A 25098-nucleotide genomic window follows, 5' to 3' on the forward strand; every position below is an offset into this window, starting at 1 on the left:
TTTCCAGCGCTCCCACATTAAATCCTTCTGGGTGGCTGTGTAATAGATTCGAGGTCGTTGTTTCATGAGCAACACTCCTTGCGCTTACGCAGTTTGTAGTGTGTTGCATCGACGGGTTGAAATCAAGGTCGGTAGCGGTCATTGGTTAAACAGGCGTTACTTTAAGTAACACTTACAAATCACTCAAAAAGTACTTTGGAGCAACGAGGTGTTAGACGGTTGCTCCAAAAATCCTGTGGTTTTGAAAACCAAAGAGTGAGATAGTGTTTGCTGTGATCTTATTAATGTAGTCACACAAATACTCACACACCGACAAACAGGAGACGTAAGCTCTTGAAATCCTAATGGTTTTCTTTGAGTGTCTGCTCTCATAACCAGAGAACCTAAACAGGACCTAAACGTCACAAAAAGCCAGCTTTTGAGACTAAAGGTGAGATTTGGTCATTTGAGCGTTACTTTAAATAATGGTTGAGGTGATAAAAAGTGTGTAGGCAATTACTGTACAGTTTACCGATTGGCAAGACTAGATATATCAATTCAAGCTTATAAGTTCATTTTTTAATAAGTGGAAACTTCTCTAGGGTTTTATTGAAAAAATAAATTGCTATCAGCAATATAAGAATATCAATTGCAATTGGATCAAAAGCCAGGGTGTAGTCCCTCAATCTCTCGCTAATAATCATAATAGGTAACATTATTGCGGGAGGGTGTAAGCATTCAAGCACCAGCATGAGAAAGAAGCTAATTACAAAGGCAGCAATCATTACCCATTGGGCATAGTCAAATAGATATACAAATGCAAAACCAATAAGCGAACATAGAAGATATGACTGAAAAATTACGCTAGCAGAAGTCATTTTTTTGCTTGGCATTGTAAATATCATTAATGCACTAGCGATGAATGGCGCAAGCAGTAGCAAATTTTCTTTATCTAAGAGATGGTTAACCAATGATAGGATGCAGATAGTAGTTGTCGTGCCTATGGTAATGATGAATTGCTGCGTAAGAGAAAATTCGGAGGGGGGTGGCTTGAGTGCCTCATAAAGCTTATGGCACCAGATTTTTAATTTATTCATTAATCTATCGAGTAATTATTTAATAGTAGATAGCCACTAATTTAAACGATTTAATTTAATTTAGTTTTGGTGGTGCGAGAGTTATTAAACAAATTTTGTTGTCAAATATAGAAACTGGGCTATTCTTTTTAAAATATTGATGTATATGAGTTGGCATCTGGCCTATCTTTATTAGGCTTATGGGTTGAGATGGTTCCGATGGTTATGAAACATAAGGGCTGCTCTTTCTCTTTTAATAAAAATAACTCTCTCATTTTTTGACTATAAAGAGCCTTGCCGCTCGAAAGTCCAGATCCAAATCCCAAAGCATTGGCCATTAATAAAACATTTTGAATTGCGCATCCCGCAGAGATGATTTTTTCTTGTTCGGGAATGTTATCTAACTCACTATTGAGATTGACGGTTGCCAATAGCAGCAAGGGACCTCGAAAAGCTTTCTGCCTAGCTTCATCAACCTGAGTTAGAGTCGCGCCTGGGTCTCTTGCGATGAGAGCATCGGCAAATAAGTCGCCTAGCCTATCGCTTCTCTTGGCAACTTCAGAAATGAATACAACCATTCCTGCGGTTAGGAGATATTTGGTGATGATCCAAGCCATAGAAGCCTTTATTGTGTGTACCTACCCCATTATAGGAATGTCGTCTAAAACAATGGCGTATATATATGCGTATATACGCATGAATATGAATGCTACTTTCCTCGATTGAGTTTTCCTGAACTCCATATGTCTAGTTGACGTTGAGCTTCAGCAGTTATGCCATCAATAGAGTCCTGAGGTAATTGCTTTAGGCATTCAGCCAAGGCTTCAGTGCTGAGTTTTTCAGCAGGCTTGTTCTTCTTGATTTCTTGAGGCGACTTGCCATCCCAAGCAAATGGATTGCTAAACGAAGGCGTATCAGGCAGGCAATCATCCCTGTAAATTGGGGCATCATTTGTAGCAAATGGTGTGAGCGAAATCGTTCTCTCAAAAATAAGTGGCTTACCAGTAGGGGTGGGTGGCAAAGCTGGCATAGACTTCATTGCCTGTCTAGCTAGTTGCTCTGCTTTGTCAGATGTTTTCCAAAGTGTTTCCACTTTAGTAACAGTTCCATTTGGAGCAATTTCAATTCTAATTCTCACATGCCCTTGATCTGGCCCCTCAACAGCAGTTCCCATCATGCTTCGCACTTGCTGGCCAAAAGAGTGGCGATATCCCTTGCTATTTTTTAGTGTGTACTTAGATGCGAAAGCCCACTCTTCTGCGGTTGGGGCTGATAGTGCTACCAGTGAGGTTGGTTGATTGTCACTATTTGGACTAGCATTTAGGTCACTATTGTTTTTAGCAATAGGCTGTTCAATATAAGCTTCAATAATGTCCAGATTTTTCTCTTTGGGTTTAACAAAGATAAATCCTTCATATGTTGCCCATAACAAGATCAGTCCAAGGTGGATGGCAATCGATATCCAAATAGGGATAAATTGTCTAAGCCGAGCTCGTGTCATGAAATGGTGGGGGGATTAGACTCTATTGCTTATGAGGGGCGATGGCTTGTAATGCCTAGATAATGTCATGGATATCGAGACTATTTCTTAAAAGAGCATAGAATTGAAAAAATAATTATGTAAAAGGTAATTATGGATAACAAACAGCACTGGGAAAAGGTTTACGGCACCAAAGCGCCAGATGCGGTGAGTTGGTATGCACCTCATCTTGAGACATCATTAAATCTTATTCGCCAAGCAAGTGCTGATAAGAGTGCTGCCATTATTGATATTGGTGGTGGTGAATCTACACTGGTAGACGACCTTTTGTCTGAGGGTTATGGGGACATCAGTGTTTTAGATATTTCTCAAAAAGCAATTGATGTAGCAAGGGATCGTATTGGCAAGTTGGCTGATAAGGTTCACTGGTACTGCGCTGATATTACTCAAGCAACATTACCCCAAGGCTATTTTGACGTTTGGCACGATAGAGCCGTATTTCATTTTTTAACTGAAGAAGCTCAGCGAGCCAGATACGTAGAGCAAGTAATGCGCTCAGTGAAGCATGGCGGCTATGTGATTATGTCCACCTTTGGCCCTGAAGGCCCCGAGAAATGTAGCGGCCTAGATGTAGTTCGCTATGATTCTGAACATTTACATGGGCAGTTTGGTAAGACCTTTAAGCTTATTGATAGCTCTACTGAGATCCATCAAACCCCAATGGGAGCTACGCAACAGTTCCTATATTGCTTTTGTAGGATGGAATAGGGTCGAGCATTTTCGAGATCTGTCGATTCTGTTCCAAACTTCTAAGAATTACTAAAATTACCTTCAGGTAGTTTTTTTAATAATTTCCTTTTTGGCGCATTCTCCTTGCCGTTAAGAGGCACGTCGAAAGCCTGTTTTGTAATCACCGGAGTCTATCTCAGCCCTCGTGCTCGAGCGTTAGTCACATGAATTATCTAGTGTCACTCAGCGCGACGGTTGGGCCTTATGAGGTGCTTTGCGAATGATTAAAACGGGGCGCTTGAAGGTTTTTCGGCAATAGAGGGCGGCCAAAAGTAGTCACCAAGGCCTGCACTATTTGAATCTTATGTCCCCAGATTCACCCCCTAGCCGGTCCACTAGGAATGAAGATGCTAATCTCCGAATTGATATTTTTGTGGGTATTACTTTAAATAACTGCGGAGTAGCTCTAGCGATAGCAGGATCATTCAGTCACATGCTGATTTTTTAAGATCATTAAAAGACTCTCGATCATCTAGCCCCCAGCTTTCCCAGCCATCTCCAAAAAGCTCATGGGGATGCTGTGTTCTATCGGATCCATTTCCACATGCCATTGAATTCGACGGGCAATATCTCTCGCATCCCCAACATACTCGTTCTGGATGTGGTGGGTTGAGGGGGAATTTTTTTAGCATATCAATTTTTATTTGTAATTAAACGCTTGTTTATCTCCAAGTATTTGATTTATAGCAAAAGAAGTCTGCATTTCAAGCGTTTAAAGAGGCCTTATTGTTGGGCATAGTTCTATAGAGCTATTTCAATAACCAATGGTTACGTGGAGAATCCAAAAATCTAAAAACAATAGACCTTTTGATCCCTAGCTTACGGAGTTTGTCTGAATATGAAATACCAAGTTGATTTTGAGCAGTTAGCCAACGCGATGGGTGATGGTGTTGTTATTTCAGATGCCAAAGGCGATATTGTTTTTTGGAATGCATCTGCAGAAAGAATTTTCGGATACTCAGCTGTTGAAGCTCTAGGTAAAAGTTTGGACATCATTACGCCAGAGCGTTTTAGATTGCGGCACTGGGACGGGTATAAAAAATCCATGGAAACGGGAACGACCCGCTACGGTTCTACCTTGCTCACCGTACCGGCCCTTCACAAAGAAGGCAAAGCTTTATCAATTGCTTTCACAGTGGCAATGCTGACGGATGAAGATGGCAATGTAGGCGCTATCGCAGCCATTGTTAGGGATGATACAGAGCGCTTTCAGACAGATCGTGAACTCAAAAAGCGCATTGCAGAATTAGAGGCGAAGTCTTAATTAAAGTAGATATGATAAAAAAGACCATCCCTCTTTTTGCGCTAGGCTTTAGACCATTTTATTTATTGGCGGCATTTTGGTCTGTAGCGGCTATTTTGGAATGGCTGATGGAGCTTAGTGGTTCAGGCATTCGAGGGATTGGCTCGATTCCTGGAATTCAGTGGCATGCTCATGAAATGATTTTTGGGTTTGCAACAACAGTTGTAGCTGGCTTCTCCCTAACTGCAGTTAGATCATGGACGGGGCTTGAGACACCTAAGGGCAGATCGTTAATGCTGCTAGCATTTTTCTGGATTGCGGGACGACTTGGTCCGTTATTTAGTTCGTATTTTGTGATTATTGACATTCTGTTTTTGCCGATCATCGCAATGATTATTGGTAAGTTGATATTACAAAGAAGTATGGTGAGAAATCTTTTCCTGCCTCTTATTCTCAGTGTTTTGGGGATACTGAATGGATTGTTCTATATGTCTGCTTATGGACATATCAGCATTGATAGCAATGTTCCTTTGATCTCATCGTTATTCTTAATTGTGATGATTGAAATCATGATTGGTGGTCGAGTTATTCCAAGCTTTACCGCGAATGCCATTGTGGGAATAAAGCAGTTTCGCAATAAATCATTTGCAACTGTTGTGCTGGCATTCAGTGCGACGTCCTTTTTGCTTTGGATATTCTTTCCAGTCAGCGTTGTTACTGCTCTCATATGCATTCTGACCGGCGTATTACAGTTTATTTTGCTGTTAGGGTGGAAGCCTTTGGCTACACGATCCAAGCCAATCGTATGGATCCTACACGCTGCTTATTTTTGGATTCCTTTAGGTTTTATCCTCCTCGGCCTTTCATCTTTTGGGCTGGTCTCCATGTATATCGCTCTGCATGCTTTTGGTATTGGTGCTACGGGCGGCTTAATTATTGGCATGATTACCAGAACGGCTATGGGGCATACAGGCAGGCTGATTAAGGCAGGGGCAATAGAAGTGAGCTGTTATGTATTGGTGCAGGTGACAGCAGTGATTTGGATGGTTGCGCATTTAACAGTGGGCGTTTGGTTCCATTTTACGATTGGGTTAGCTGGTATCTGCTGGTGTTTGGCTTTCATTCTTTACATCTACAAGTACTTTCCTTGGCTTACCAAGCCCCGCTTGGATGGGCAGCCAGGGTAGTAGCGCTATTGAGTTGATAGCGCAGTCTCTTATATGGGTATGCCAATGAATATGATGATTCCTTCCTTTTCACGAGATCTACTAACTAAGAGTGGGATTGCACCGCTAGTTATCAAAGGCAAGACAATTCTTCCTATTGTGCAAGGCGGTATGGGTGTAGGAGTATCGGCTCATCGTCTTGCGGGCGCTGTTGCAAAAAATGGAGGAATGGGAACGATCTCCTCCATCGATTTGAGACGTTTGCATCCAGACTTAATGCAAGAGACTCAACACCTCTCTCCTTGTTCGGATAGCCGAGAGGTAATTAATAAAGCGAACGTTGAGGCATTAAAGCGAGAAATTACCCAGGCAAAATCAGATTCTGAGGGATTTGGTTTAATTGCAGTAAATGTGATGAAGGCTGTGAATGAGTACGCTGCTTATGTGCAGTGCTCCCTAGAAAATGGTGCTGACGCCATAGTAGTTGGCGCAGGATTACCACTCGACTTACCAGACCTAGCGGCAGATTTCCCCGATACTATTTTGATTCCAATTCTGTCTGAATCCAGAGGTGTTCAATTATTGGTAAAAAAATGGATGAAGAAAGGACGTCTCCCGGATGCCATTGTGATCGAGAATCCTAGGTTGGCTGGAGGACATGTAGGCGCATCTAGCGTAGGGGACATTCATAACCCAAAATTTAATTTTGAAAATGTGATTCCTGAAGTCATTGCCTTTTTTAAATCAATCGGCATTGAGGGGCAAATTCCTCTTATTGCAGCAGGCGGAGTCTCCTCCTTAAAAGATATTAGGCGCTTGCAGGTGCTTGGGGCATCTGGTGTTCAGTTGGGCACTGCCTTTGCGGTAACTTGCGAGAGCGATGCTGATGAGGCATTTAAGCATGTGCTTGCGAATGCCAAGAAAGAGGATCTAGTTGAGTTTTTGAGTGTTGCTGGACTTCCAGCGAGGGCAATTAAAACACCTTGGCTAGGAAAATATCTCAAAGTTGAGAGCATTCTTCAGGGTACGGCTCGTAAGAAACCACGCTGCACAATGATTTTTGATTGCCTTCATGATTGCGGCTTGCGTGATGGTAATAGTTCATGGGGTCAATTTTGTATAGATAAAGTTCTTGGGAGCGCACTGACTGGCAATGTGCAGAAGGGACTCTTCTTTAGAGGGGCAGGTGCCTTACCTTTTGGCAATCAGATACGCCCTGTCATCGAATTAATTACCCAATTATTGTCAGAAGTGGAGCCAGAAAATTATGGTTATGCAGCCAATTAGTTTTGATGTATTAGCTGAAAAGTATTTGAAAAGTGGTGAAAAAGATGAGCAAACTATTTTTGCAAGGGTGGCAAAAAGTCTCGCCTCAGTAGAAGAGCCGTCTTTACGCGAAGAAGTGGAGAAGAAATTCTTGGAGAATTTCAATGCAGGTGCCATTGGTGCCGGTCGCATTATGAGCTCGGCTGGAACTGGGATTAAGGCAACACTTATTAATTGCTTTGTGCAGCCCGTTGGAGATTGTATTCAGGACTTAGATGAGGATGGATACCCTGGTATTTATGAGGCTTTAAAGCAAGCTGCCGAAACTATGCGTCGTGGCGGCGGCGTTGGGTATGACTTTTCTAGAATTCGACCCAAAGGTGCCGAGGTTAAAGGAACCGCCTCAATTGCTTCAGGCCCTTGTAGTTACATCAATGTATTTGATCAATCCTGTTCCACAGTAGAAAGCGCTGGAGCAAGACGAGGAGCGCAAATGGGGGTATTGAGAATAGACCACCCAGATGTATTGGATTTCATTACGGCAAAGAGAACGCCGGGTCGATGGAATAACTTCAATGTCTCCGTTGGCGTTTCAGATGACTTCATGCGATCGGTTGAAGATGATGAAGAGATAGAGCTAATACACAAGGCAAAGCCTGGTGAGTTATTGATTGCTGATGGAGCTTACCAAAAAACGGATCGAATTTGGGTATACAAAAAAGTAAAAGCAAGAGATGTTTGGGATGCGGTAATGCAATCTGCCTATGATTTTGCTGAGCCTGGAATTTTATTTCTTGATAATATTAATCAGGACAATAATTTGTATTATTGCGAGAGAATTGAGGCGACCAATCCTTGTGGTGAGCAGCCCTTGCCTCCCTATGGTTGTTGTGACCTAGGCCCTATAATTCTCCCCAGATTTATCGTCAATCCTTTCGGGTTTTCAGGTGAACCTTATTTTGATTTCGATAAATTCTCTGAAGTAGTGAAGGTTCAAGTACGTATGCTTGATAATGTCTTGGATGCAACATACTGGCCACTTGAAGAGCAGGGATTAGAGGCCCACTCAAAGCGACGTATTGGCGTAGGCTTTACCGGTCTTGGAGATGCCTTAATTATGCTTAAGCTGGCATACAACAGCGCTCCAGCGAGATTAAAGGCCGCGGAAATATCAGAAAAGTTGCGTGATATTTCCTACGAGGCTTCAATTGCATTGGCTCAGGAGAAGGGGTCATTTCCAGATTTGGATATCGACCAATATCTTTCGGGTGGAAATTTTGCGAGTCGACTTGGTGAGGATTTGAAGAAAAAAATTCGGCAGTTTGGCTTGAGAAATAGCCACCTGTTGTCGATAGCACCTACTGGAACAGTGAGTCTTGCATTCGCAGATAATGCATCAAATGGAATTGAGCCTCCTTTCTCATGGACATATACCAGAAAGAAAAGAGAGGCTGATGGCTCAACGAAAGAGTATGCGGTTGAGGATCACGCTTGGAGGATGTATAAGGAACTGGGTGGAGACGTCAATGTATTGCCAGAGTATTTCGTAACTGCCTTAGAAATGTCTGCTGAAGATCATATTTTAATGATGGAAGCAGTTCAACCATTTATTGATACCGCCATTTCAAAAACGGTAAATGTTCCGGCAGATTATCCTTATGAGAAATTTAAGGATCTATATCTAACGGCATGGAAGTCCAGACTCAAGGGAATGGCCACCTATCGACCCAATAGTATTTTGGGTTCGGTATTGCAGGTAACTCCTAGTCCAAACGAGAATCCCTTAAGCGCAGATCTAGATGGCGAGGATTGGAGAAATAGCCCGTCAAAAAAAGTGGTGGATCGTCGTCCTAATGGCGAATTACCTGCGGTGGCTGAGAAAATTAATTACTGGACTCAGGATGGGCAAAAAACGCTGTATTTAATTATTTCCTTTTTGACTGTTGAGGGGGTGGTTGCTGGCAAGAAAGCAAGTGTTGAGAGGGCAATTGAATTTTTTATGCCTGTAGGCCAAAGTGGAGAGTCTCAGCAGTGGATTACTTCGAGTATGCGAATGCTCTCTCTTGCAGCACGCGGAGGCTTCCTTGCAAGAGCTCTCAGTGATATGAGGAAGGTTGCTTGGGATAGAGGGGCTGTTCGATTAGGAACGAAGAAAAAGCAAGATGGTGCTGTAGCCCCAATGTGGCATGACTCTGAAGTGGCTGCTGTGGCTTTTGCTATTGAGAATATCCTAGCCAAAAGGGGAATTACAGAATTTAAAGCTGCAGATGAGTTTACGATTGGTGAGCTTGATTCTCAAAAAAGCACGGGTGGGGGCCTAATGGCTGGGAAAAAATGTCCGGACTGTGGCGCTCATGCGATGATAAAAAAAGATGGCTGTGATTACTGCACAAGTTGTGGTTACGTCGGAGCGTGTGGCTAATCATCTGTGGATGCAGTGAGTTCAATATAGTTTTTGTTGAATCAACAAGATTATTGTTCGGGCTAGCAAAAATAGGACAAGCGCAGTAGAAATAGCAATTGCAATCGTCGCAGCTTGATGGGGCCAGCCTCCTCGTATAACCGCCTCAATGACGCAAGAGGTGGTTGCAGCAGCAGGGAATGCAAATGACCAAAATCCAAATGAAAAGGGGACCGCCGTCCAAGAACGCCATCTCGTGAGTACTGCAAAAATAGGGCCTGATGCAATACCCAAACCTACCAAGATGGCATCAACTGGAAGGTTTGGCCAAATCGTAATGGCGGTGATGGTGCTAACTGCTGCTGGACCCATTTCAATTCCAATGGTTGGGCGAAATTGCGGTGGCAGAGGGCCTGCAAACAAGCGATGCAAAATGCGCATTTCTAATAACGCCCAACCTCCAAGACCCATTCCCCATACAAGATATCCAAATCCAGGCAATCCAATTGCAGCTAACGCAGCGCCTCCAACTAAGCCGCCAGGAACAATGGGTAGATACAGCGCTGGTGTTACTTGGTCAGTGGGCATATTACCCATTGAGAGCATATGAACCACTCGCCAAGCAATGGTGACTTGAATAATGAGCGCGATAGCAGTTAACGTATAAGCAAACGTAGAGTATTCCGGAAATCTGGGGAATAGTAGAGCGATAGCAAGCATTGTGCTAATAGGAAAATAAGCCATCATTGGGCCTAAAACCGGGTTTAAGAACTTCTCCCTAATCGCTTGAGGATAAAAAATCGCCTTAATACTCCAGAGTATTGTTAGAAAGCATAGAATGAAGATGCCGAGTACAAGAAAAAAACGTTCAATCCAAAAAGTTGAAATTGAAGTGACGTGAGAGTATTTACTCCATGCGAAGGAGAGGCTAAGTAAGCTTAGGGACATGCCAAATAGTCCTGGGTGTAGGCGATGAAGCCAATTGGGCTCTTTGTCTCTTTGTATCATTATTTATATGTTGTGGAATGAAGAATACCGAATTTACCTTAAAAAAGAAACTAATGATCATTGGCACGACACTTTTGGTGTTGGCGATGATTTCTATTAGCTTTACTTTATGGGTTACTTGGAAGCTTGAGGGTGGCGCGGCAGCAATCAATGAGGCTGGCCGCATGAGAATGCAAACTTATCAGTTAGCCCTTCTGGTAAATGAGGGTGATGCTGCGGCAACAACTAAGCTAATAACTAAGTTTGACAACAGCATCATTACCCTTAAATATGGAGATCCAGCTCGGCCGCTATTTGTGCCTTGGAATCAATTAAATAAACAATTATTTCTAAATATTTCTGGTCAATGGAGCAGCATCAAAGATGATCTACAGACGAGGAAGGCTACCAGTATTTCTGTATCGCGCATTGATAATTTTGTTGCGAATATTGATCGGTTTGTCGGGTCAATAGAAGTCGAGGTTGATTACTGGACAAATATGCTCCATCTATTCCAGTTTGCTATGTTGGCCATCTCTCTTTTTGCCACATTAGTCATCATGTATGTGGGGTATTCCGTTATTTTAGATCCAGTAGAGAAGCTGCGCATTGGTTTTGATGGTGTGAGATCCGGAAAATTAAATACACGAGTTCAAATCGAGGCAAAAGATGAATTTGGTGATTTGGCAATCGGCTTTAATTCAATGACTGAAACTATTAGTGACTTATATAGCGGGTTAGAGGCAAAGGTCCGGGAAAAGACATTCCATTTACAAGAGCGACAAAATCGTTTGCAAGCGCTATATGATTTGAGTTCATTCGTTTCAACAGAAGATAATCTGGAAAGATTGGCTCAAGGATTTTCAAAGCGAATTTTGTCTATAACGGACGCTTCTGCCATCGCGATACGTTGGACAGATCAGGCAAATAAGAGATATTTTTTATTATCTGGCGCAAATTTACCCTCATCCATTGCCGAGGAAGAGCAATGTTTGGTTGCTGGAGACTGTTACTGTGGACAGTCTAGTGGTAATGCAGAAATTCAGGTAATTACATTTGATCCAAAGATAGAGGCGGATCGGCATTGCGTAAAGGCAGGTTATAACGCCCTTATTTCGGTTCCGATCCTATTTCAGCAAGATTTACTTGGCGAAATTGATATTTTTTATACTAAGGAGCAGTCGATAGATTCAGATCAGAGGGCCTTGCTAGGGACCTTGGCGCATCATTTGGCTGGGGCAATGGAGGCTTTGAGAATTAAAGCTTTGGAGAAAGAGGCGGCAATTTCTGAGGAGCGCAGTTTATTAGCAAGAGAGTTGCATGATTCAATTGCGCAGTCACTAGCGTTTTTAAAATTACAGGTTGGAATGCTCAGAGATGAGATTGTAGAGCCCGCTACGGAAAAGGCCAAAACTATCCTAGGTGAGCTGGATGAAGGCTTGAGAGAAAGTTATAGTGACGTGCGCGAGCTTTTGTTGCATTTTAGAACGCGTACTAATACCGAGGATATTGAACCTGCGATAAAGACGACTTTACAAAAATTCGAGCACCAATCCGGTATTCATACTGAGCTATCTGTTGAAGGGCAAGGACTTCCTTTAGCGCCAGATGTTCAGATTCAGGTAATGCATGTCATTCAAGAGGCCTTATCAAATATCAGAAAGCATTCGAAAGCGAGCATTGTAAGAGTCGAAGTAGCGCAATCGCCAAAATGGACGTTTAGAGTAATTGATGATGGGATTGGTTTTTCAACAGAGCTAAATACGGTTGATAGCACGCATGTGGGGATGAGTATCATGCAGGAACGTGCCAATAAAATTGGAGCCAAGCTGGAGTTGAGCTCGGAGGCATTGGCAGGAACCTGCATATCGTTAACTTTACCTACGTAGGTGATATTCTGTTATCTCAATATTGAAGGTGTGGAAAAAATTGGAAAAAATCCGGATTCTAGTTGTTGACGATCACACCTTATTTAGGCGAGGTTTGATCGCTTTAATTTCGCAGGCCAGTGACTTTGATGTTGTCGGCGAAGCTGGGGACGCTATTGAGGCGTTGCGCTTATGTAAATCTCTAAAGCCGGATGTAATCTTGCTTGACAATCATTTGCCTGGCGCCAGTGGCATTCAATCGCTCCCTGATATTTTTCATGCATCCCCTGATTCGACTGTCATCATGCTTACAGTGAGCGAAGATGAATCTGATTTAATGCAAGCTTTGCAAAATGGCGCCCAGGGGTATTTGCTTAAAACTAGCGAGAAAGACGAGCTTCTACTTGGCATTCGGAAGGCGTTTGAAGGTGAGTCGGTTATTAGCAAGGAGCTGACTCATAAGCTAGTTAGTGCCTTTAAGACCAATACCAGAAAAGAAGATAAGCCCTCAAATACTTCTTTGGCGGCTACGTTATCACCCAGGGAGATCGATACTGTCCGCTTGATTGCCGTTGGGTCAAGTAATAAAGAAATCGCTCGGCAGCTTGGCATAGCTGAAACTACTGTCAAGATTCACGTACAGCATATTTTGAGAAAGCTCAACTTGACTTCTCGAGTACAGGTGGCAGTGTTTGCCAATGCTGAAGGCATTATTTCGTAAGTACTAGTCCTAAAGAACTATAAGCCACAGCTGCCTATAGTTCGACTGCTTTTTGAAAGTAGTCTTTTGGAGGATATTTTTAATCCCCGTTAGTTTTGATAATTAACTCATGACATTAAGGGGTATTCATGAGTTCGATAGCCAAAACTAGCACTAAAGCATATTCAGTTCTGATTGTCAGCACATTTGCCTTCACCGTTTGCTTTATGGTGTGGATGATGTTCGGTGTGATTGGTATACCGATTAAAAAATCACTCGACTTAAGTGCAACTCAATTTGGTCTTTTAACAGCTACCCCTATCTTGACTGGCTCACTTGTACGTGTGCCGCTGGGAATCTGGACCGATCGATTCGGTGGTCGCATTGTGATGTTTTTACTGATGCTCTCTACAGTTATTCCTATCTGGATGATGAGTTATGCCACCCAATATTGGCACTTTCTGGTTATTGGTCTATTCGTAGGCTTGGCTGGCGGATCGTTCTCTGTCGGCACTCCTTATGTAGCAAGATGGTTCCCAAAAAATCGTCAGGGTTTTGCAATGGGCGTCTATGGTGCTGGTAACTCTGGTGCCGCAGTTAACAAATTTATAGCGCCTGCCTTGGTGGTGGCATTTGGTTGGGCTGTAGTACCGCAGGTATATGCAGGCGTTATGTTGGGCGCAGCACTCTTATTTTGGATTTTTAGCGCTAGCGATCCTTCTCATTTGGTAACGAGCAATATTTCCTTTAAAGATCAATTAAAAGCCCTAAAAGACCCGAAAGTATTGCGCTACTGCCAGTACTACAGCATTGTCTTTGGTGGTTATGTTGGCCTCAGTTTGTGGATGGTGCAGTACTACGTCGGTGAGTTTGGTCTGGAAATTCGGACCGCCGCATTACTTGCTGCATGTTTCTCATTACCTGGTGGCGTATTAAGAGCAATTGGTGGATGGTTATCTGACAAATATGGTGCCCATCAGGTCACTTGGTGGGTAATGTGGGTAAGTTGGATTTGCCTTTTTTTACTCTCTTACCCCCAAACCGATTTCACTATCCAAACGATTAATGGGCCTGAGACTTTTCACATTGGCCTGAATATTTATTTGTTTACTGGCCTCATGTTCATCTTGGGCATTGCATGGGCGTTTGGTAAGGCCAGTGTTTTCAAATATATCGGCGACGACTACCCAGAAAATATCGGCACCATTTCAGGAATTGTTGGCTTGGCCGGTGGTTTGGGCGGATTCATTCTGCCGATTATGTTTGGCGCCATTTTAGATATCACAGGGATTCGTTCAAGTGCATTCATGCTGATGTACGGCGTAGTGTGGGTATCGCTTATCTGGATGTATCTCACTGAAGTTCGTAAATCTGAAGTGATGGGTGCTAAATCCATTCCATCGCTTTCTTAAATATCGCAAAGAAAAGGAAACATCATGTCCTCGACCGTAATTTCGCGCTGGGAGCCGGAGAATAAGCAGTTTTGGGAATTTACTGGAAAGCCGATCGCGAAGCGCAATTTATTGATCTCGATTCCGGCCTTAACCCTCGCATTTGCAGTCTGGATGGTGTGGTCAGTAGTAGTGGTGAACTTACCGAATGTTGGATTTAAATTCTCGACGAATCAACTTTTTTGGTTGGCATCCCTTCCTGCATTATGTGGCGCTACTCTGCGAATTTTTTATTCTTTTGCAGTTCCAATCTTTGGAGGCAGACGCTGGACGGCAATTTCAACGGCATCATTATTAATTCCTGCTGTTGGCATCGGATTTGCAGTCCAGAATCCGGCAACCCCTTATGAGTTTTTCATTTTGCTAGCCTTGTTATGTGGGTTGGGTGGCGGAAATTTTGCTTCCTCAATGGCTAATATCAGCTTCTTTTACCCCAAAGCGCAAAAAGGCACGGCTTTAGGCCTTAATGCAGGTCTAGGTAATTTGGGGGTATCTATTGTTCAGTTAGTTGTACCGCTAGTGATTACAGCAGGCGTATTCGGTAGTTTAGGTGGTGACTCCACAATAATTTTAAAAGCCGGTAAAGAAGTTCCAATGTGGCTGCAAAATGCTGGCTTCATTTGGGTGCCTTTTATTGCGGTATCGGCAATTGCTGCCTGGTTTGGTATGAACGATTTGGCTGAGGCAAAAGCCTCTTTTGCTGATCAGGCAGTGATCTTTAAGCGCAAACATAACTGGCTCATGTGCTGGTTGTATTTGGGTACCTTCGGCTCTTTTATTGGCTACTCAGCTGGCTTTCCTTTGCTGATTAAGAGCCAATTTCCTGGCGTTAACGCGCTTAGTTATGCATGGCTTGGACCATTGGTTGGTGCATTAGCAAGACCTATAGGTGGATGGCTGGCAGATAAGCTAGGCGGCGCCAGAGTTACATTCTGGAACTTCATTGCAATGGGTGCTGGTGTATTTGCAGTCTTGAATTATCTGCCTCTTAAAGGCGCGGGTGGTGACTTCTATGGATTCTTGTTTGCATTTATGGTGTTGTTTGCAACATCTGGAATTGGCAATGGATCAACTTTCCGCATGATCCCAGTCATTTTCTTGACAGAGCGTCAACGTGCCGCTGGCAATACTCAGGCCGACAAGGACCAAGCAATTCGTGATGCCAATAAAGAAGCTGCAGCAGTGCTCGGTTTTAGTTCTGCAGTAGGTGCTTACGGCGGATTCTTCATTCCCAAGAGTTATGGAAGTTCTATTGCTGCTACAGGCGGTCCTGAAGCTGCCCTGTACTCGTTCATTGTTTTTTACGTTACCTGTACGTTCATTACCTGGTGGTATTACAGCCGTAAGAACGCACCAATGCCTTGCTAAGAAAATATTAAAGGATTGATATGAGTCACTTTTTAGATCGCTTCAAGTTTTTATCTGCAGATAAAGAAGAGTTTTCAGATGGCCATGGTGTGACGGTCGGAGAAGACCGCACGTGGGAAGACGCTTATCGTTCGCGCTGGCAGCACGATAAGATCGTACGTTCAACGCATGGTACCAATTGCACGGGATCATGTTCTTGGAAAATTTATGTCAAAGGCGGCATTGTTACTTGGGAAACTCAGCAAACTGATTACCCGCGCACTAGACCTGACCTGCCTAATCACGAGCCTCGGGGTTGCGCGCGCGGCGCAAGCTACAGCTGGTATATGTATAGCGCCAATCGCGTGAAGTATCCAATGATTCGCGGCCGACTGCTAAAGCAGTGGCGTGAAGCAAAGTCGGTCGCCAAATCTCCGGTAGATGCTTGGGCAAATTTAGTTGAAAACACTGCTAAGCGCAAAGAGTGGATGGAGTTACGGGGTAAGGGTGGTTTCGTTCGCAGTTCGTGGGATGAGGTAAATGAAATCATTGCCGCAGCGAATGTCTATACGATTAAAAAGCATGGACCCGATCGGATTATTGGCTTCTCTCCGATCCCAGCAATGTCAATGGTGAGTTATGCAGCTGGATCGCGTTACTTAAGTCTAATCGGTGGCGTATGCATGAGCTTTTACGATTGGTATTGTGATTTGCCGCCAGCTAGCCCCCAGGTATGGGGTGAGCAAACCGATGTGCCGGAATCCGCTGATTGGTATAACTCTACTTTCATCATTGCATGGGGCTCTAATGTCCCTCAAACACGTACTCCCGATGCGCACTTTTTTACTGAGGTGAGATATAAGGGCGCTAAAACGGTGGCAATCACTCCGGACTATGCCGAAATTTCTAAATTAGCAGACATTTGGATGCACCCTAAGCAGGGTACAGATGCTGCGATTGCGATGGCCATGGGGCATGTCATTCTGAAAGAGTTTTATTTCAATAAGCGCACTGAGTATTTTGATGATTATGTACGTCGCTATACAGATATGCCAAATCTGGTGATGCTGGAAGAAAAAGTATTGGATGACGGCAGAAAAGTATTGGTTCCTGGACGCTATGCGCGTTCAAGCGATTTTGATGGCAAGCTTGGACAGACTAATGGCGCCGACTGGAAAACGGTTGCATTCGATACGGCTGGCAAGCCGGTAGTACCGAATGGGTCCATTGGATTTAGATGGGGTCCGGAAGGACGTAAAGACCAGGGTAAATGGAATCTAGAATCAAAAGAAGCTAATTACGGTAATGATGTGAAATTGAAGTTATCACTAATGGAGGATCAGTCAATACATGATGTTGTCCCCGTTGGATTCCCATACTTTGGTGGTATTGATACACCATATTTTGATGCAAATAAGCAAAGTGATGTTCTTGTTCAGAATATACCTGCTAAGAAAATTATTCTTACTGAGAATGGCGTTGAAAAAGAAGTATTTGTAGCAACAGTTTTTGACTTATTGGCAGGTAATTATGGAATTGACCGTGGATTAGGTGGTGAATGCGCCAAATCTTATGATGACAATGTCCCCTATACTCCAGCATGGCAAGAATCTATTACCGGAGTAAAGCGTGAGCAAGTAATCGCAGTGGCTCGTCAATTTGCAGAAAATGCAGAAAAGACTAAAGGCAAGTCAATGGTCATTATTGGCGCTGCAATGAATCATTGGTATCACTGTGATATGAATTACCGCGGCATCATCAATATGTTAATGATGTGTGGCTGTATCGGCCAGAGCGGTGGTGGCTGGGCTCACTATGTAGGTCAAGAAAAATTACGCCCACAAACTGGTTGGACCCCCCTGGCTTTTGCACTGGATTGGATTCGTCCACCGCGACAGCAAAACTCTACCAGTTTCTTTTATGCGCATACCGATCAATGGCGCTATGAAAAACTTGGTATGGAGGAGGTGTTATCGCCCCTAGCAAATAAAGAGGAGTACACGGGCAGCATGATTGACTTTAACGTCCGTGCAGAGCGGATGGGTTGGTTGCCATCGGCTCCCCAGTTAAAGACAAATCCCCTTGAGGTTGTAAAAGAGGCTCTTGCTGCAGGTAAAGATCCTAAGGAATATGTTGTTGATGGCTTGAAGTCTGGAGCATTACAAATGAGTTGCGAGGACCCAGATCATCCAAGCAATTGGCCGCGAAATATGTTCGTATGGAGATCTAATATTTTAGGATCCTCAGGAAAAGGGCACGAGTATTTTTTAAAACACCTACTGGGAACAAGTCACGGTGTTCAAGGCAAGGATCTTGGAGTTGATGAGGCAAGACCTTCTGAAGTTGAGTGGCATGATAAGGCGCCTGAAGGCAAGCTTGATTTATTAGTGACCTTAGATTTTCGGATGAGTACTACCTGTTTGTATTCCGACATTGTTCTACCTACTGCTACTTGGTATGAGAAGAATGACCTTAATACTAGCGACATGCATCCATTTATCCATCCGTTATCTACAGCCGTTGACCCTGCTTGGGAGGCTCGTAGTGATTGGGATATCTATAAAGGATTTGCGAAAAAGTTTTCAGAAGTGTGCGTAGGTCATCTGGGTGTTGAAAAAGAGATTGTGATGACTCCCTTAATGCACGATACGCCCGCTGAATTAGCTCAGGCATTTGATGTGCAGGAATGGAAGAAAGGTGAGTGCGATCTCATACCCGGCAAAACTGCGCCTCAAATTGCCGTAGTAGAGCGTGACTATCCAAATACTTATAACCGCTTTACAGCCTTAGGCCCACTGATGGACAAGGTTGGAAATGGCGGGAAGGGTATTGCCTGGGATACCAAGGTTGAAGTGGAGCAGTTGCGCGAGCTCAATGGTCGTGTTGAGCATGGTGAGATGAAGGGTATGGCAAAAATCTCAACGGATATTGATGCTGCTGAGGTTGTATTGATGCTTGCTCCTGAGACAAACGGACATGTAGCAGTCAAGGCTTGGGATGCATTATCCAAAATCACGGGCCTTGAGCATGCGCATTTAGCTTTGCATCGCGAAGATGAGAAGATTCGTTTCCGCGATATTCAGGCACAGCCAAGAAAGATCATCAGTTCGCCAACTTGGTCTGGACTGGAGAGTGAAAAAGTTTCTTATAACGCTTGTTATACAAACGTTCATGAGTACATTCCTTGGAGAACATTGACTGGCCGTCAACAGTTCTATCAGGATCACAAGTGGATGCGCGCATTTGGCGAAGGATTTGTTTCTTATAGACCACCGGTAGATTTAAAGACCATTATTGAGGTCAAGGGCATTAAGCCTAATGGTAATAAAGAAATTGTTTTGAATTTCATTACACCGCATCAAAAGTGGGGAATTCACTCCACCTACAGTGACAACTTAATGATGTTGACTCTGAATCGTGGTGGACCAGTCGTTTGGTTGAGTGAAGATGATGCGGTTAAAGCTGGCATTGTGGATAACGATTGGGTTGAGCTATATAACGCCAATGGAGCAATCGCAGCGAGAGCTGTCGTGAGCCAAAGGGTAAATCCAGGAATGGTCATGATGTACCACGCACAGGAAAAAATTATTAATACTCCTGGATCTGAAATTACAGGTATGCGTGGCGGTATTCATAACTCAGTAACTCGAATTGTTCTTAAGCCTACGCACATGATTGGTGGTTACGCACAGCTAAGTTATGGATTTAACTACTACGGAACCATTGGAACCAACCGAGATGAGTTTGTAACGGTTCGGAAGATGCGAAACATAGATTGGCTTGACACTGAAAATGCCAATTCAGTTCAGGCGTAACGGAGAATAAAGATGAAAATTCGCGCACAAATTGGCATGGTTTTAAACTTGGATAAATGTATCGGCTGTCACACATGCTCCGTTACTTGCAAGCAGGTTTGGACGAATCGTCCAGGGATGGAGTACGCCTGGTTTAACAATGTAGAAACAAAACCAGGAATCGGTTACCCAAAAAATTGGGAAGACCAAGAGAAGTGGAAGGGTGGCTGGAAACGTAAGAGCAATGGCAAGATTCAACCCAAACAAGGTGGTAGGTCCAAGATTTGGATGAACTTATTTGGGAACCCTAATTTGCCAGAAATCGACGATTACTATGAGCCGTTTACATTTGATTATGAGCATTTACAAAGCGCTCCCGAATCTAAGACCACTCCGACTGCTCGCCCAAGAAGCTTGATCACTGGCAAGCGCATGGAGAAGATAGAGTGGGGCCCTAACTGGGAAGAGATTTTGGGCGGTGAATTTGTTAAACGAAGCAAAGATACTAACTTTGATCAAATGCAAAAAGACGTATGGGGCCAGTTCGAAAATACATTCATGATGTATATGCCACGTCTGTGTGAACATTGTCTGAATCCTGCTTGTGTTGCATCTTGCCCATCAGGTTCTATTTACAAACGTGAAGAGGATGGGATTGTTTTAATTGACCAGGATAAATGCCGTGGATGGCGTATGTGCGTCTCTGCATGTCCGTACAAAAAGATTTATTACAACTGGAAAAGCGGTAAAGCAGAGAAATGCATTTTCTGTTATCCACGTATTGAGGCGGGTCAACCAACAGTCTGTTCGGAAACCTGTGTTGGCCGTATCCGTTATTTAGGTGTCATGCTTTACGATGCCGACCAAATTGAAAGCGCTGCCAGCGTTGAGAACGAAAAAGATCTATACAAAGCACAGTTGAAGGTATTTTTGGATCCAAATGATCCAGAAGTGCAGAAACAAGCTTTAGCTGACGGCGTGCCTCCATCTTGGGTGGAGTCTGCCAAAAAGAGTCCTGTATACAAAATGGCGATGGATTGGAAAATTGCATTACCACTTCACCCCGAATATAGAACGCTTCCAATGGTTTGGTATGTTCCACCACTTTCCCCGGTTACTGGGGCAGTAGAGGCTGGTTATGTCGGGGTAAATGGCCATATTCCAGATGTGAAGCAGTTACGTATTCCGGTGCAATATTTAGCTAATATGTTAACCGCTGGAGATGAGGCTCCGGTGATATCCGCCTTAGAAAAAATGTTGGCAATGAGGGCATGGCAGCGAGATAAGCATGTGGATGGCACACGAAATCTAGAGGCATTGAAACAGGCTGGCATCTCTGAGGATCAGGTGGAAGATATGTATCAGACCATGGCGATTGCTAATTATGAAGATCGTTTTGTCATTCCAACATCGCATCGTGAGTATGCAGAAAATACATTCGATATGAAGGGAAGTTGCGGCTTTACTTTTGGAAACGGATGCTCTGATGGCGACTCTGAAGCAAGTCTCTTCGGCGGCACTAAGCGTCGCACCATTCCAATTAAGCCGGCTGTTTAGGAGACATGATGAAACACTCACTACCATTACGAGCGCTTTCTAGATTTCTTCAGTATCCAGATGCAGAGCTTATTCAGCATTCAGCCGAAGTGACTAGTGCGCTATTGGCAATGCCAAAGCTCACTAAAAAGGTTCATGCCGGTCTAGTTGATTTTGTTAACCACCTGGAATCTGCAGATTTGTATGACCTGCAGGAAGAATATGTAGAGTGCTTTGATCGAGGTAGGGCGACATCCCTGCACTTGTTTGAGCATGTTCATGGAGACTCTCGTGAGCGCGGTCAAGCTATGGTCGACTTACTTCAAACTTATAAAGATGGTGGTTTAGAGTTAAGTGCTAATGAGCTTCCCGATCACTTGTCTGTAATTCTCGAGTTTGCCTCAACACTACCCTTAGATCAGTCCAAGCAATTTATTGGGGAAATGGCCCATATCTTGAATGCCGTCTACTCCACTTTAGTTGCTCGTAATAACCGTTACGCATGGTTGATAGCTGCAGCTATAGAGTTCTCCGGTGAAAAATTCAAAATTGTTGAATTGAAGATTGAGGAAGAGTCTATGGATGAAGAGTGGGCAGAGCCTCCAGCATTTGGTGGATGCTCAACCCGTGGCCAATCCAAACCTGGTGAAGAGCAACCGCTTCAATTTGTCAAACGTGCGAAAGAGTTCAAAGGAGTTCAGCCATGAGCTATCTAGATACATTTATTTTTGGAATTTATCCTTATATTTGCCTTGCGGTATTTTTTGTAGGAAGTCTTATTCGGTTTGATAGGGATCAGTACACCTGGAAAAGCGACTCAAGCCAATTATTACGTAAGAAACAATTGCGCATAGGCAGCATCTTCTTTCATATTGGCGTACTCTTTTTATTCTTTGGCCACTTCTTTGGCATGCTGACACCACATTTCTTGTATGAGCCATTTATTACTGCCGGACAAAAGCAGGTTATGGCAATGGCAAGTGGTGGCATCGCTGGCGTATTTGGATTTATTGGATTAACCATTCTTTTACATAGACGTTTGACCGACGATCGAATTCGTATTACTTCAAAGCCAAGTGATATTTTGATTGTTGTAGTGCTCTGGTTGCAGTTATTGCTCGGTTTAGCAACCATTCCTCTATCTGGCCAACATTTAGATGGTTCGGTCATGATGAAGCTGGCAGGCTGGGCTCAACATATAGTCACCTTACGTGGTGGAGCTGTTGAGTTATTAAGTGGGGTAGATTGGGTATTTAAATTGCATATGTTCTTAGGTATGACAATCTTCTTAATATTCCCATTTACTCGCCTAGTCCATGTTTGGAGCGGGTTTGCATCCATCACCTATCTGGTAAGACCATATCAAATTGTACGTAGTAGAAAATTCGGTATGGGTCGTAAGTAAACGATGAGAGCAATTGACGATGCCAGATGAGTTATTAGATCGACTGCGCAAATTTCGGACAGAATATTTCCCGGCGCATCGCCAAGAATTTACAAGCCTTATTCAAAATGGGCAGACACCTAAAACCTTATTTTTAGGTTGTTCTGATTCCAGAATTGTTCCATATTTACTTACCGGAACGGGGCCTGGGGACTTGTTTATTTTGCGCAATGTAGGCGCCATTGTTCCACCTTACGATGGCTCCTATGGTATTCATGGGACGGCTGCAGGAATTGAATTTGCAGTAATGCAACTAAAGGTCAGTCGAATTGTTGTATGTGGACATAGTCATTGTGGGGCAGTCAGGTCAGCTTATGAAGGGGTGCCAGAAGAGGCGATTAATTTAAGTGCTTGGCTTGAATTAATTGATGAGGCACTTTTGCCGGTCTGCCAAACCCCTGAGGCACTTCGAAGGGTGGAGCAACGCTCAGTCATCTTGCAGCTAGAACGTTTAATGGAATACCCAATGGTTCGCTCACAAGTTGAAAACAAGGAGTTAACCCTTCACGGTTGGTATTACGTAATTGAAGAGGGTGAAGTGCAGGTATTTGATGTAACTGAAGGAAAGTTTATCCCGGCGCACCATGCAGATAACTGCGGAACTGGGCCTTACGCTGATGATCATTTTGATGGAGATCCAAAACATGTCGAATAACCAGACTGCAGAAATGGCGGCAGCATTAATTAGCTCAAGACAATCATTTTTGCCTAAAAGGCTATTTCAGCCTGGGCCTACCCCAGAGCAATTGGAAACTATTTTTTCGATGGCTGCGACGGCGCCTGATCATAATTTGACTCGTCCGTGGCGTTTTGTTATCTGCCCTCTTGAGTGCAGGGGGTTATTAGCGGACGCCTTTGCAAAATCATTGCTTGAGCGGGACCCGGGCGCAACTGAGCAACAAGTTCAGGACGCCATGGTTAAAGCCCATAGAGCACCTTTGGTAATGCTAGCAATTGTGAATGCTAGAGGTACGGATTCAGAAGTTCCACCTAGCGAACGAATTATTTCTGCTGGATGTGCCATACAGAACGTCTTTTTAATTTCCCATGCTATGGGATTTGGTGCAAGTCCAACAAGTGGTAAATCAATGTATATGAAGCCGGTAAGGGAGCTATTTGGCCTTCAAGATTACGAGGATCCATTGTGTTTTATTAATATAGGCACCCCAGATAGATCCACCCCTCCAAAGTCACGTATGGTCCCCTCCGAATTTGTGACTACCTTGGAGTTCTAAGCGCCTAATTAACTAATAACCTATACAAATATAGCTTGAATATTGATTTCTGCTAAATTCTCTAATATATGAGTAATCGTTGGGAAAGCTATCTATCTAGACTTAAAAAGTACATCCCACCAGATCCTTATGGATTTTCTTGGTTAGAAATCCTTAGGATTTGCTTTGGGGTAGATGTGCTGATCATTGCTGTTGTGATGTTTAATGAGCTAGTTGGCGTACCTGAGCAAGCGGTGCCTATCAATGCTGCTTTTTTGGTGATGGCGCTGATGATTTTTCTAATGCCATCTAGCCCGATGTTTCATCCTAAGGCAATTATCGAAGGCAACGTGGTTTCTGCATTACTGGCTGCAGCCAGCGTCTCTATCTTCCCTTCGCCATTTGTGGGAATGCCAGCAGCGGTTGTCGCTTCAGCTTTAGCTATGTATAGTTTAAAGTGCTTTAGCCCAACAGCTTTATTACTGGCAATGTTTATCGCCGCTGGAAATATTAGTAGCTATTACTTTGCGATCTATCCTATTTTTGCGGACTCGTTAGTCCTGGTTGCCGCTGCATATCTGTACGGAAAATTAACCAAGAAACCCTACCCGATTAAGGAACTTAGCAAACAGGGTTAAAAGCAACGCAACATATGTAATTTAGATTAAGTCCTAGTCTTGGGATGCGCTTTAAATTACCTCGATGCAGTATTTTTGACTAAGTGGGGGTGTGTATGGGAAAGAAAGATCCTTGCCCGTTGGACGGAAGCTGGACTCGCGATCATTGCACGGCATATAACGATCGTAAAAAGCATCAAACTCTGTCTGAGTGTGTGCATAGAGATAATTGCACTAATTTTAGGAAAATTATAGAGTCTGATCTGGATGAGTCAGTATCAAGCTCAAAGAAAATTTTGTTAAATGGAATCCCTAATATTTTTGAGGATTAATTTCTTTTTTAGAGGCATTAATCGATACACTTGAAAAACGCAGAATCTCCAATCTGAAATTAAACTACGAGAACCTTTAAATTTAGTTGGGTTATTTATCTAGGCGTTGCTTTGACTAAGGTTTAAGCTTCAAAAGACTTCGCAAATACCCAAATCTACAATAGAAGGACAGCTATTGCTAGATTAAGCGATCACATATTGGCCATTGAATTCTTATTATCAATGTTGTGTTTTTTGGATTTATCTTCTGCTACCAATAATGCATTTTTAGTTTATTTAATTTTTTTACTGCCTGAAGATCATTATTCATTATATATTAATATATACTGAATAATGATCCAAGGAAAAGCAAAGTAGACAAAAAGCGAGAGTTAACTTTGATTGAGTTGATCTCCTATGAAATGGGTA

Annotated in this window: 21 protein-coding genes; 16 read left to right on the plus strand and 5 right to left on the minus strand. The window is 43.3% G+C overall.

Annotated elements, in window-relative coordinates; all coding sequences use genetic code 11:
- Nucleotides 1–551: 551 nt before the first annotated feature.
- The 3 genes from ICN42_RS07565 to ICN42_RS07575 all read right to left on the minus strand — a co-directional run bounded on the left by ICN42_RS07565 (nt 552) and on the right by ICN42_RS07575 (nt 2556).
- Nucleotides 552–1076, minus strand: coding sequence for an HPP family protein (locus ICN42_RS07565; protein ID WP_216253042.1), 525 nt, complete (start codon nt 1074–1076; stop codon nt 552–554).
- Between the two features lie 128 nt (nt 1077–1204).
- Nucleotides 1205–1672, minus strand: coding sequence for a nitroreductase family protein (locus tag ICN42_RS07570; protein ID WP_216253044.1), 468 nt, complete (start codon nt 1670–1672; stop codon nt 1205–1207).
- Between the two features lie 92 nt (nt 1673–1764).
- Nucleotides 1765–2556: an energy transducer TonB gene (locus ICN42_RS07575; RefSeq protein ID WP_216253046.1), complete on the minus strand. Its 792-nt coding sequence runs from the start codon at nt 2554–2556 to the stop codon at nt 1765–1767.
- A gap of 132 nt (nt 2557–2688) precedes the next feature.
- Here ICN42_RS07575 and ICN42_RS07580 point away from each other — a divergent pair, with 132 nt between their 5' ends.
- Nucleotides 2689–3303, plus strand: a complete 615-nt coding sequence (locus tag ICN42_RS07580; RefSeq protein WP_216253048.1) for a class I SAM-dependent methyltransferase — start codon at nt 2689–2691, stop codon at nt 3301–3303.
- Nucleotides 3304–3749: 446 nt separating this feature from the next.
- Here ICN42_RS07580 and ICN42_RS07585 read toward each other — a convergent pair whose 3' ends face one another.
- Nucleotides 3750–3956 carry a DUF3079 domain-containing protein gene (locus ICN42_RS07585; protein WP_216182416.1) on the minus strand — a complete coding sequence of 69 codons (207 nt, stop codon included), beginning with the start codon at nt 3954–3956 and terminating at the stop codon, nt 3750–3752.
- 206 nt (nt 3957–4162) lie between these two features.
- Here ICN42_RS07585 and ICN42_RS07590 point away from each other — a divergent pair, with 206 nt between their 5' ends.
- The 4 genes from ICN42_RS07590 to ICN42_RS07605 are packed head-to-tail and all read left to right on the plus strand — an operon-like array spanning nt 4163 to nt 9421.
- Nucleotides 4163–4588, plus strand: coding sequence for a PAS domain-containing protein (locus ICN42_RS07590; RefSeq protein ID WP_216253051.1), 426 nt, complete (start codon nt 4163–4165; stop codon nt 4586–4588).
- 11 nt (nt 4589–4599) lie between these two features.
- Complete coding sequence (locus ICN42_RS07595; RefSeq protein ID WP_216253054.1) at nt 4600–5754, plus strand: NnrS family protein; 1155 nt, start codon at nt 4600–4602, stop codon at nt 5752–5754.
- Between the two features lie 45 nt (nt 5755–5799).
- On the plus strand, nt 5800–7020 hold the full coding sequence (locus ICN42_RS07600) for a nitronate monooxygenase family protein (RefSeq protein ID WP_216253056.1): 1221 nt from the start codon (nt 5800–5802) through the stop codon (nt 7018–7020).
- Nucleotides 7001–9421 carry an adenosylcobalamin-dependent ribonucleoside-diphosphate reductase gene (locus ICN42_RS07605; protein ID WP_216253058.1) on the plus strand — a complete coding sequence of 807 codons (2421 nt, stop codon included), beginning with the start codon at nt 7001–7003 and terminating at the stop codon, nt 9419–9421. Before ICN42_RS07600 ends, ICN42_RS07605 begins: the two co-directional genes overlap by 20 nt.
- A gap of 21 nt (nt 9422–9442) precedes the next feature.
- On the opposite strand, the gene ICN42_RS07610 is transcribed toward ICN42_RS07605, so the two are convergent.
- A complete protein-coding gene (locus tag ICN42_RS07610) occupies nt 9443–10408 on the minus strand; it encodes a potassium-tellurite ethidium and proflavin transporter (RefSeq protein WP_015420595.1) in 966 nt (321 codons plus the stop codon).
- Nucleotides 10409–10425: 17 nt separating this feature from the next.
- Here ICN42_RS07610 and ICN42_RS07615 point away from each other — a divergent pair, with 17 nt between their 5' ends.
- The 11 genes from ICN42_RS07615 (at nt 10426) to ICN42_RS07665 (ending at nt 24379) form a co-directional block, all read left to right on the plus strand.
- Nucleotides 10426–12276, plus strand: a complete 1851-nt coding sequence (locus ICN42_RS07615; protein WP_041484816.1) for a type IV pili methyl-accepting chemotaxis transducer N-terminal domain-containing protein — start codon at nt 10426–10428, stop codon at nt 12274–12276.
- Between the two features lie 40 nt (nt 12277–12316).
- Nucleotides 12317–12976 (plus strand): response regulator, encoded by a 660-nt coding sequence (locus ICN42_RS07620; protein WP_216860525.1) that lies wholly within the window; start codon nt 12317–12319, stop codon nt 12974–12976.
- A 128-nt stretch (nt 12977–13104) separates the two neighbouring features.
- Entirely contained in the window at nt 13105–14367 is a 1263-nt protein-coding gene (locus tag ICN42_RS07625; protein WP_216253060.1) for a nitrate/nitrite transporter, read from the plus strand.
- Nucleotides 14368–14391: 24 nt separating this feature from the next.
- A complete protein-coding gene (locus tag ICN42_RS07630) occupies nt 14392–15774 on the plus strand; it encodes a NarK family nitrate/nitrite MFS transporter (protein ID WP_216253062.1) in 1383 nt (460 codons plus the stop codon).
- A gap of 20 nt (nt 15775–15794) precedes the next feature.
- On the plus strand, nt 15795–19568 hold the full coding sequence (locus ICN42_RS07635) for a nitrate reductase subunit alpha (RefSeq protein WP_216253063.1): 3774 nt from the start codon (nt 15795–15797) through the stop codon (nt 19566–19568).
- A gap of 12 nt (nt 19569–19580) precedes the next feature.
- A complete protein-coding gene (gene narH / locus ICN42_RS07640) occupies nt 19581–21104 on the plus strand; it encodes a nitrate reductase subunit beta (protein ID WP_216253064.1) in 1524 nt (507 codons plus the stop codon).
- Nucleotides 21105–21112: 8 nt separating this feature from the next.
- On the plus strand, nt 21113–21790 hold the full coding sequence (narJ, locus tag ICN42_RS07645) for a nitrate reductase molybdenum cofactor assembly chaperone (RefSeq protein WP_370624735.1): 678 nt from the start codon (nt 21113–21115) through the stop codon (nt 21788–21790).
- Entirely contained in the window at nt 21787–22488 is a 702-nt protein-coding gene (narI, locus tag ICN42_RS07650) for a respiratory nitrate reductase subunit gamma (protein WP_216182447.1), read from the plus strand. Before narJ ends, narI begins: the two co-directional genes overlap by 4 nt.
- 19 nt (nt 22489–22507) lie before the next feature.
- Nucleotides 22508–23182 (plus strand): carbonic anhydrase, encoded by a 675-nt coding sequence (locus ICN42_RS07655; RefSeq protein WP_216182450.1) that lies wholly within the window; start codon nt 22508–22510, stop codon nt 23180–23182.
- On the plus strand, nt 23172–23762 hold the full coding sequence (locus ICN42_RS07660) for a nitroreductase (protein WP_255532669.1): 591 nt from the start codon (nt 23172–23174) through the stop codon (nt 23760–23762). Before ICN42_RS07655 ends, ICN42_RS07660 begins: the two co-directional genes overlap by 11 nt.
- A gap of 68 nt (nt 23763–23830) precedes the next feature.
- Nucleotides 23831–24379, plus strand: coding sequence for an HPP family protein (locus ICN42_RS07665; RefSeq protein WP_216253065.1), 549 nt, complete (start codon nt 23831–23833; stop codon nt 24377–24379).
- Nucleotides 24380–25098: the final 719 nt, after the last annotated feature.

It is taken from the genome of Polynucleobacter sp. 71A-WALBACH (genome assembly GCF_018882365.1).
GTDB lineage: Bacteria > Pseudomonadota > Gammaproteobacteria > Burkholderiales > Burkholderiaceae > Polynucleobacter.

Coding starts and splice junctions, on each gene's coding strand:
- ICN42_RS07565 (WP_216253042.1), bottom strand. CDS start 1,076: ATGAATAAATTAAAAATCTGGTGCCATAAGCTTTATGAGGCACTCAAG.
- ICN42_RS07570 (WP_216253044.1), bottom strand. CDS start 1,672: ATGGCTTGGATCATCACCAAATATCTCCTAACCGCAGGAATGGTTGTA.
- ICN42_RS07575 (WP_216253046.1), bottom strand. CDS start 2,556: ATGACACGAGCTCGGCTTAGACAATTTATCCCTATTTGGATATCGATT.
- ICN42_RS07580 (WP_216253048.1), top strand. CDS start 2,689: ATGGATAACAAACAGCACTGGGAAAAGGTTTACGGCACCAAAGCGCCA.
- ICN42_RS07585 (WP_216182416.1), bottom strand. CDS start 3,956: ATGCTAAAAAAATTCCCCCTCAACCCACCACATCCAGAACGAGTATGT.
- ICN42_RS07590 (WP_216253051.1), top strand. CDS start 4,163: ATGAAATACCAAGTTGATTTTGAGCAGTTAGCCAACGCGATGGGTGAT.
- ICN42_RS07595 (WP_216253054.1), top strand. CDS start 4,600: ATGATAAAAAAGACCATCCCTCTTTTTGCGCTAGGCTTTAGACCATTT.
- ICN42_RS07600 (WP_216253056.1), top strand. CDS start 5,800: ATGAATATGATGATTCCTTCCTTTTCACGAGATCTACTAACTAAGAGT.
- ICN42_RS07605 (WP_216253058.1), top strand. CDS start 7,001: ATGGTTATGCAGCCAATTAGTTTTGATGTATTAGCTGAAAAGTATTTG.
- ICN42_RS07610 (WP_015420595.1), bottom strand. CDS start 10,408: ATGATACAAAGAGACAAAGAGCCCAATTGGCTTCATCGCCTACACCCA.
- ICN42_RS07615 (WP_041484816.1), top strand. CDS start 10,426: ATGAAGAATACCGAATTTACCTTAAAAAAGAAACTAATGATCATTGGC.
- ICN42_RS07625 (WP_216253060.1), top strand. CDS start 13,105: ATGAGTTCGATAGCCAAAACTAGCACTAAAGCATATTCAGTTCTGATT.
- ICN42_RS07630 (WP_216253062.1), top strand. CDS start 14,392: ATGTCCTCGACCGTAATTTCGCGCTGGGAGCCGGAGAATAAGCAGTTT.
- ICN42_RS07635 (WP_216253063.1), top strand. CDS start 15,795: ATGAGTCACTTTTTAGATCGCTTCAAGTTTTTATCTGCAGATAAAGAA.
- narH (WP_216253064.1), top strand. CDS start 19,581: ATGAAAATTCGCGCACAAATTGGCATGGTTTTAAACTTGGATAAATGT.
- narJ (WP_370624735.1), top strand. CDS start 21,113: ATGAAACACTCACTACCATTACGAGCGCTTTCTAGATTTCTTCAGTAT.
- narI (WP_216182447.1), top strand. CDS start 21,787: ATGAGCTATCTAGATACATTTATTTTTGGAATTTATCCTTATATTTGC.
- ICN42_RS07655 (WP_216182450.1), top strand. CDS start 22,508: ATGCCAGATGAGTTATTAGATCGACTGCGCAAATTTCGGACAGAATAT.
- ICN42_RS07660 (WP_255532669.1), top strand. CDS start 23,172: ATGTCGAATAACCAGACTGCAGAAATGGCGGCAGCATTAATTAGCTCA.
- ICN42_RS07665 (WP_216253065.1), top strand. CDS start 23,831: ATGAGTAATCGTTGGGAAAGCTATCTATCTAGACTTAAAAAGTACATC.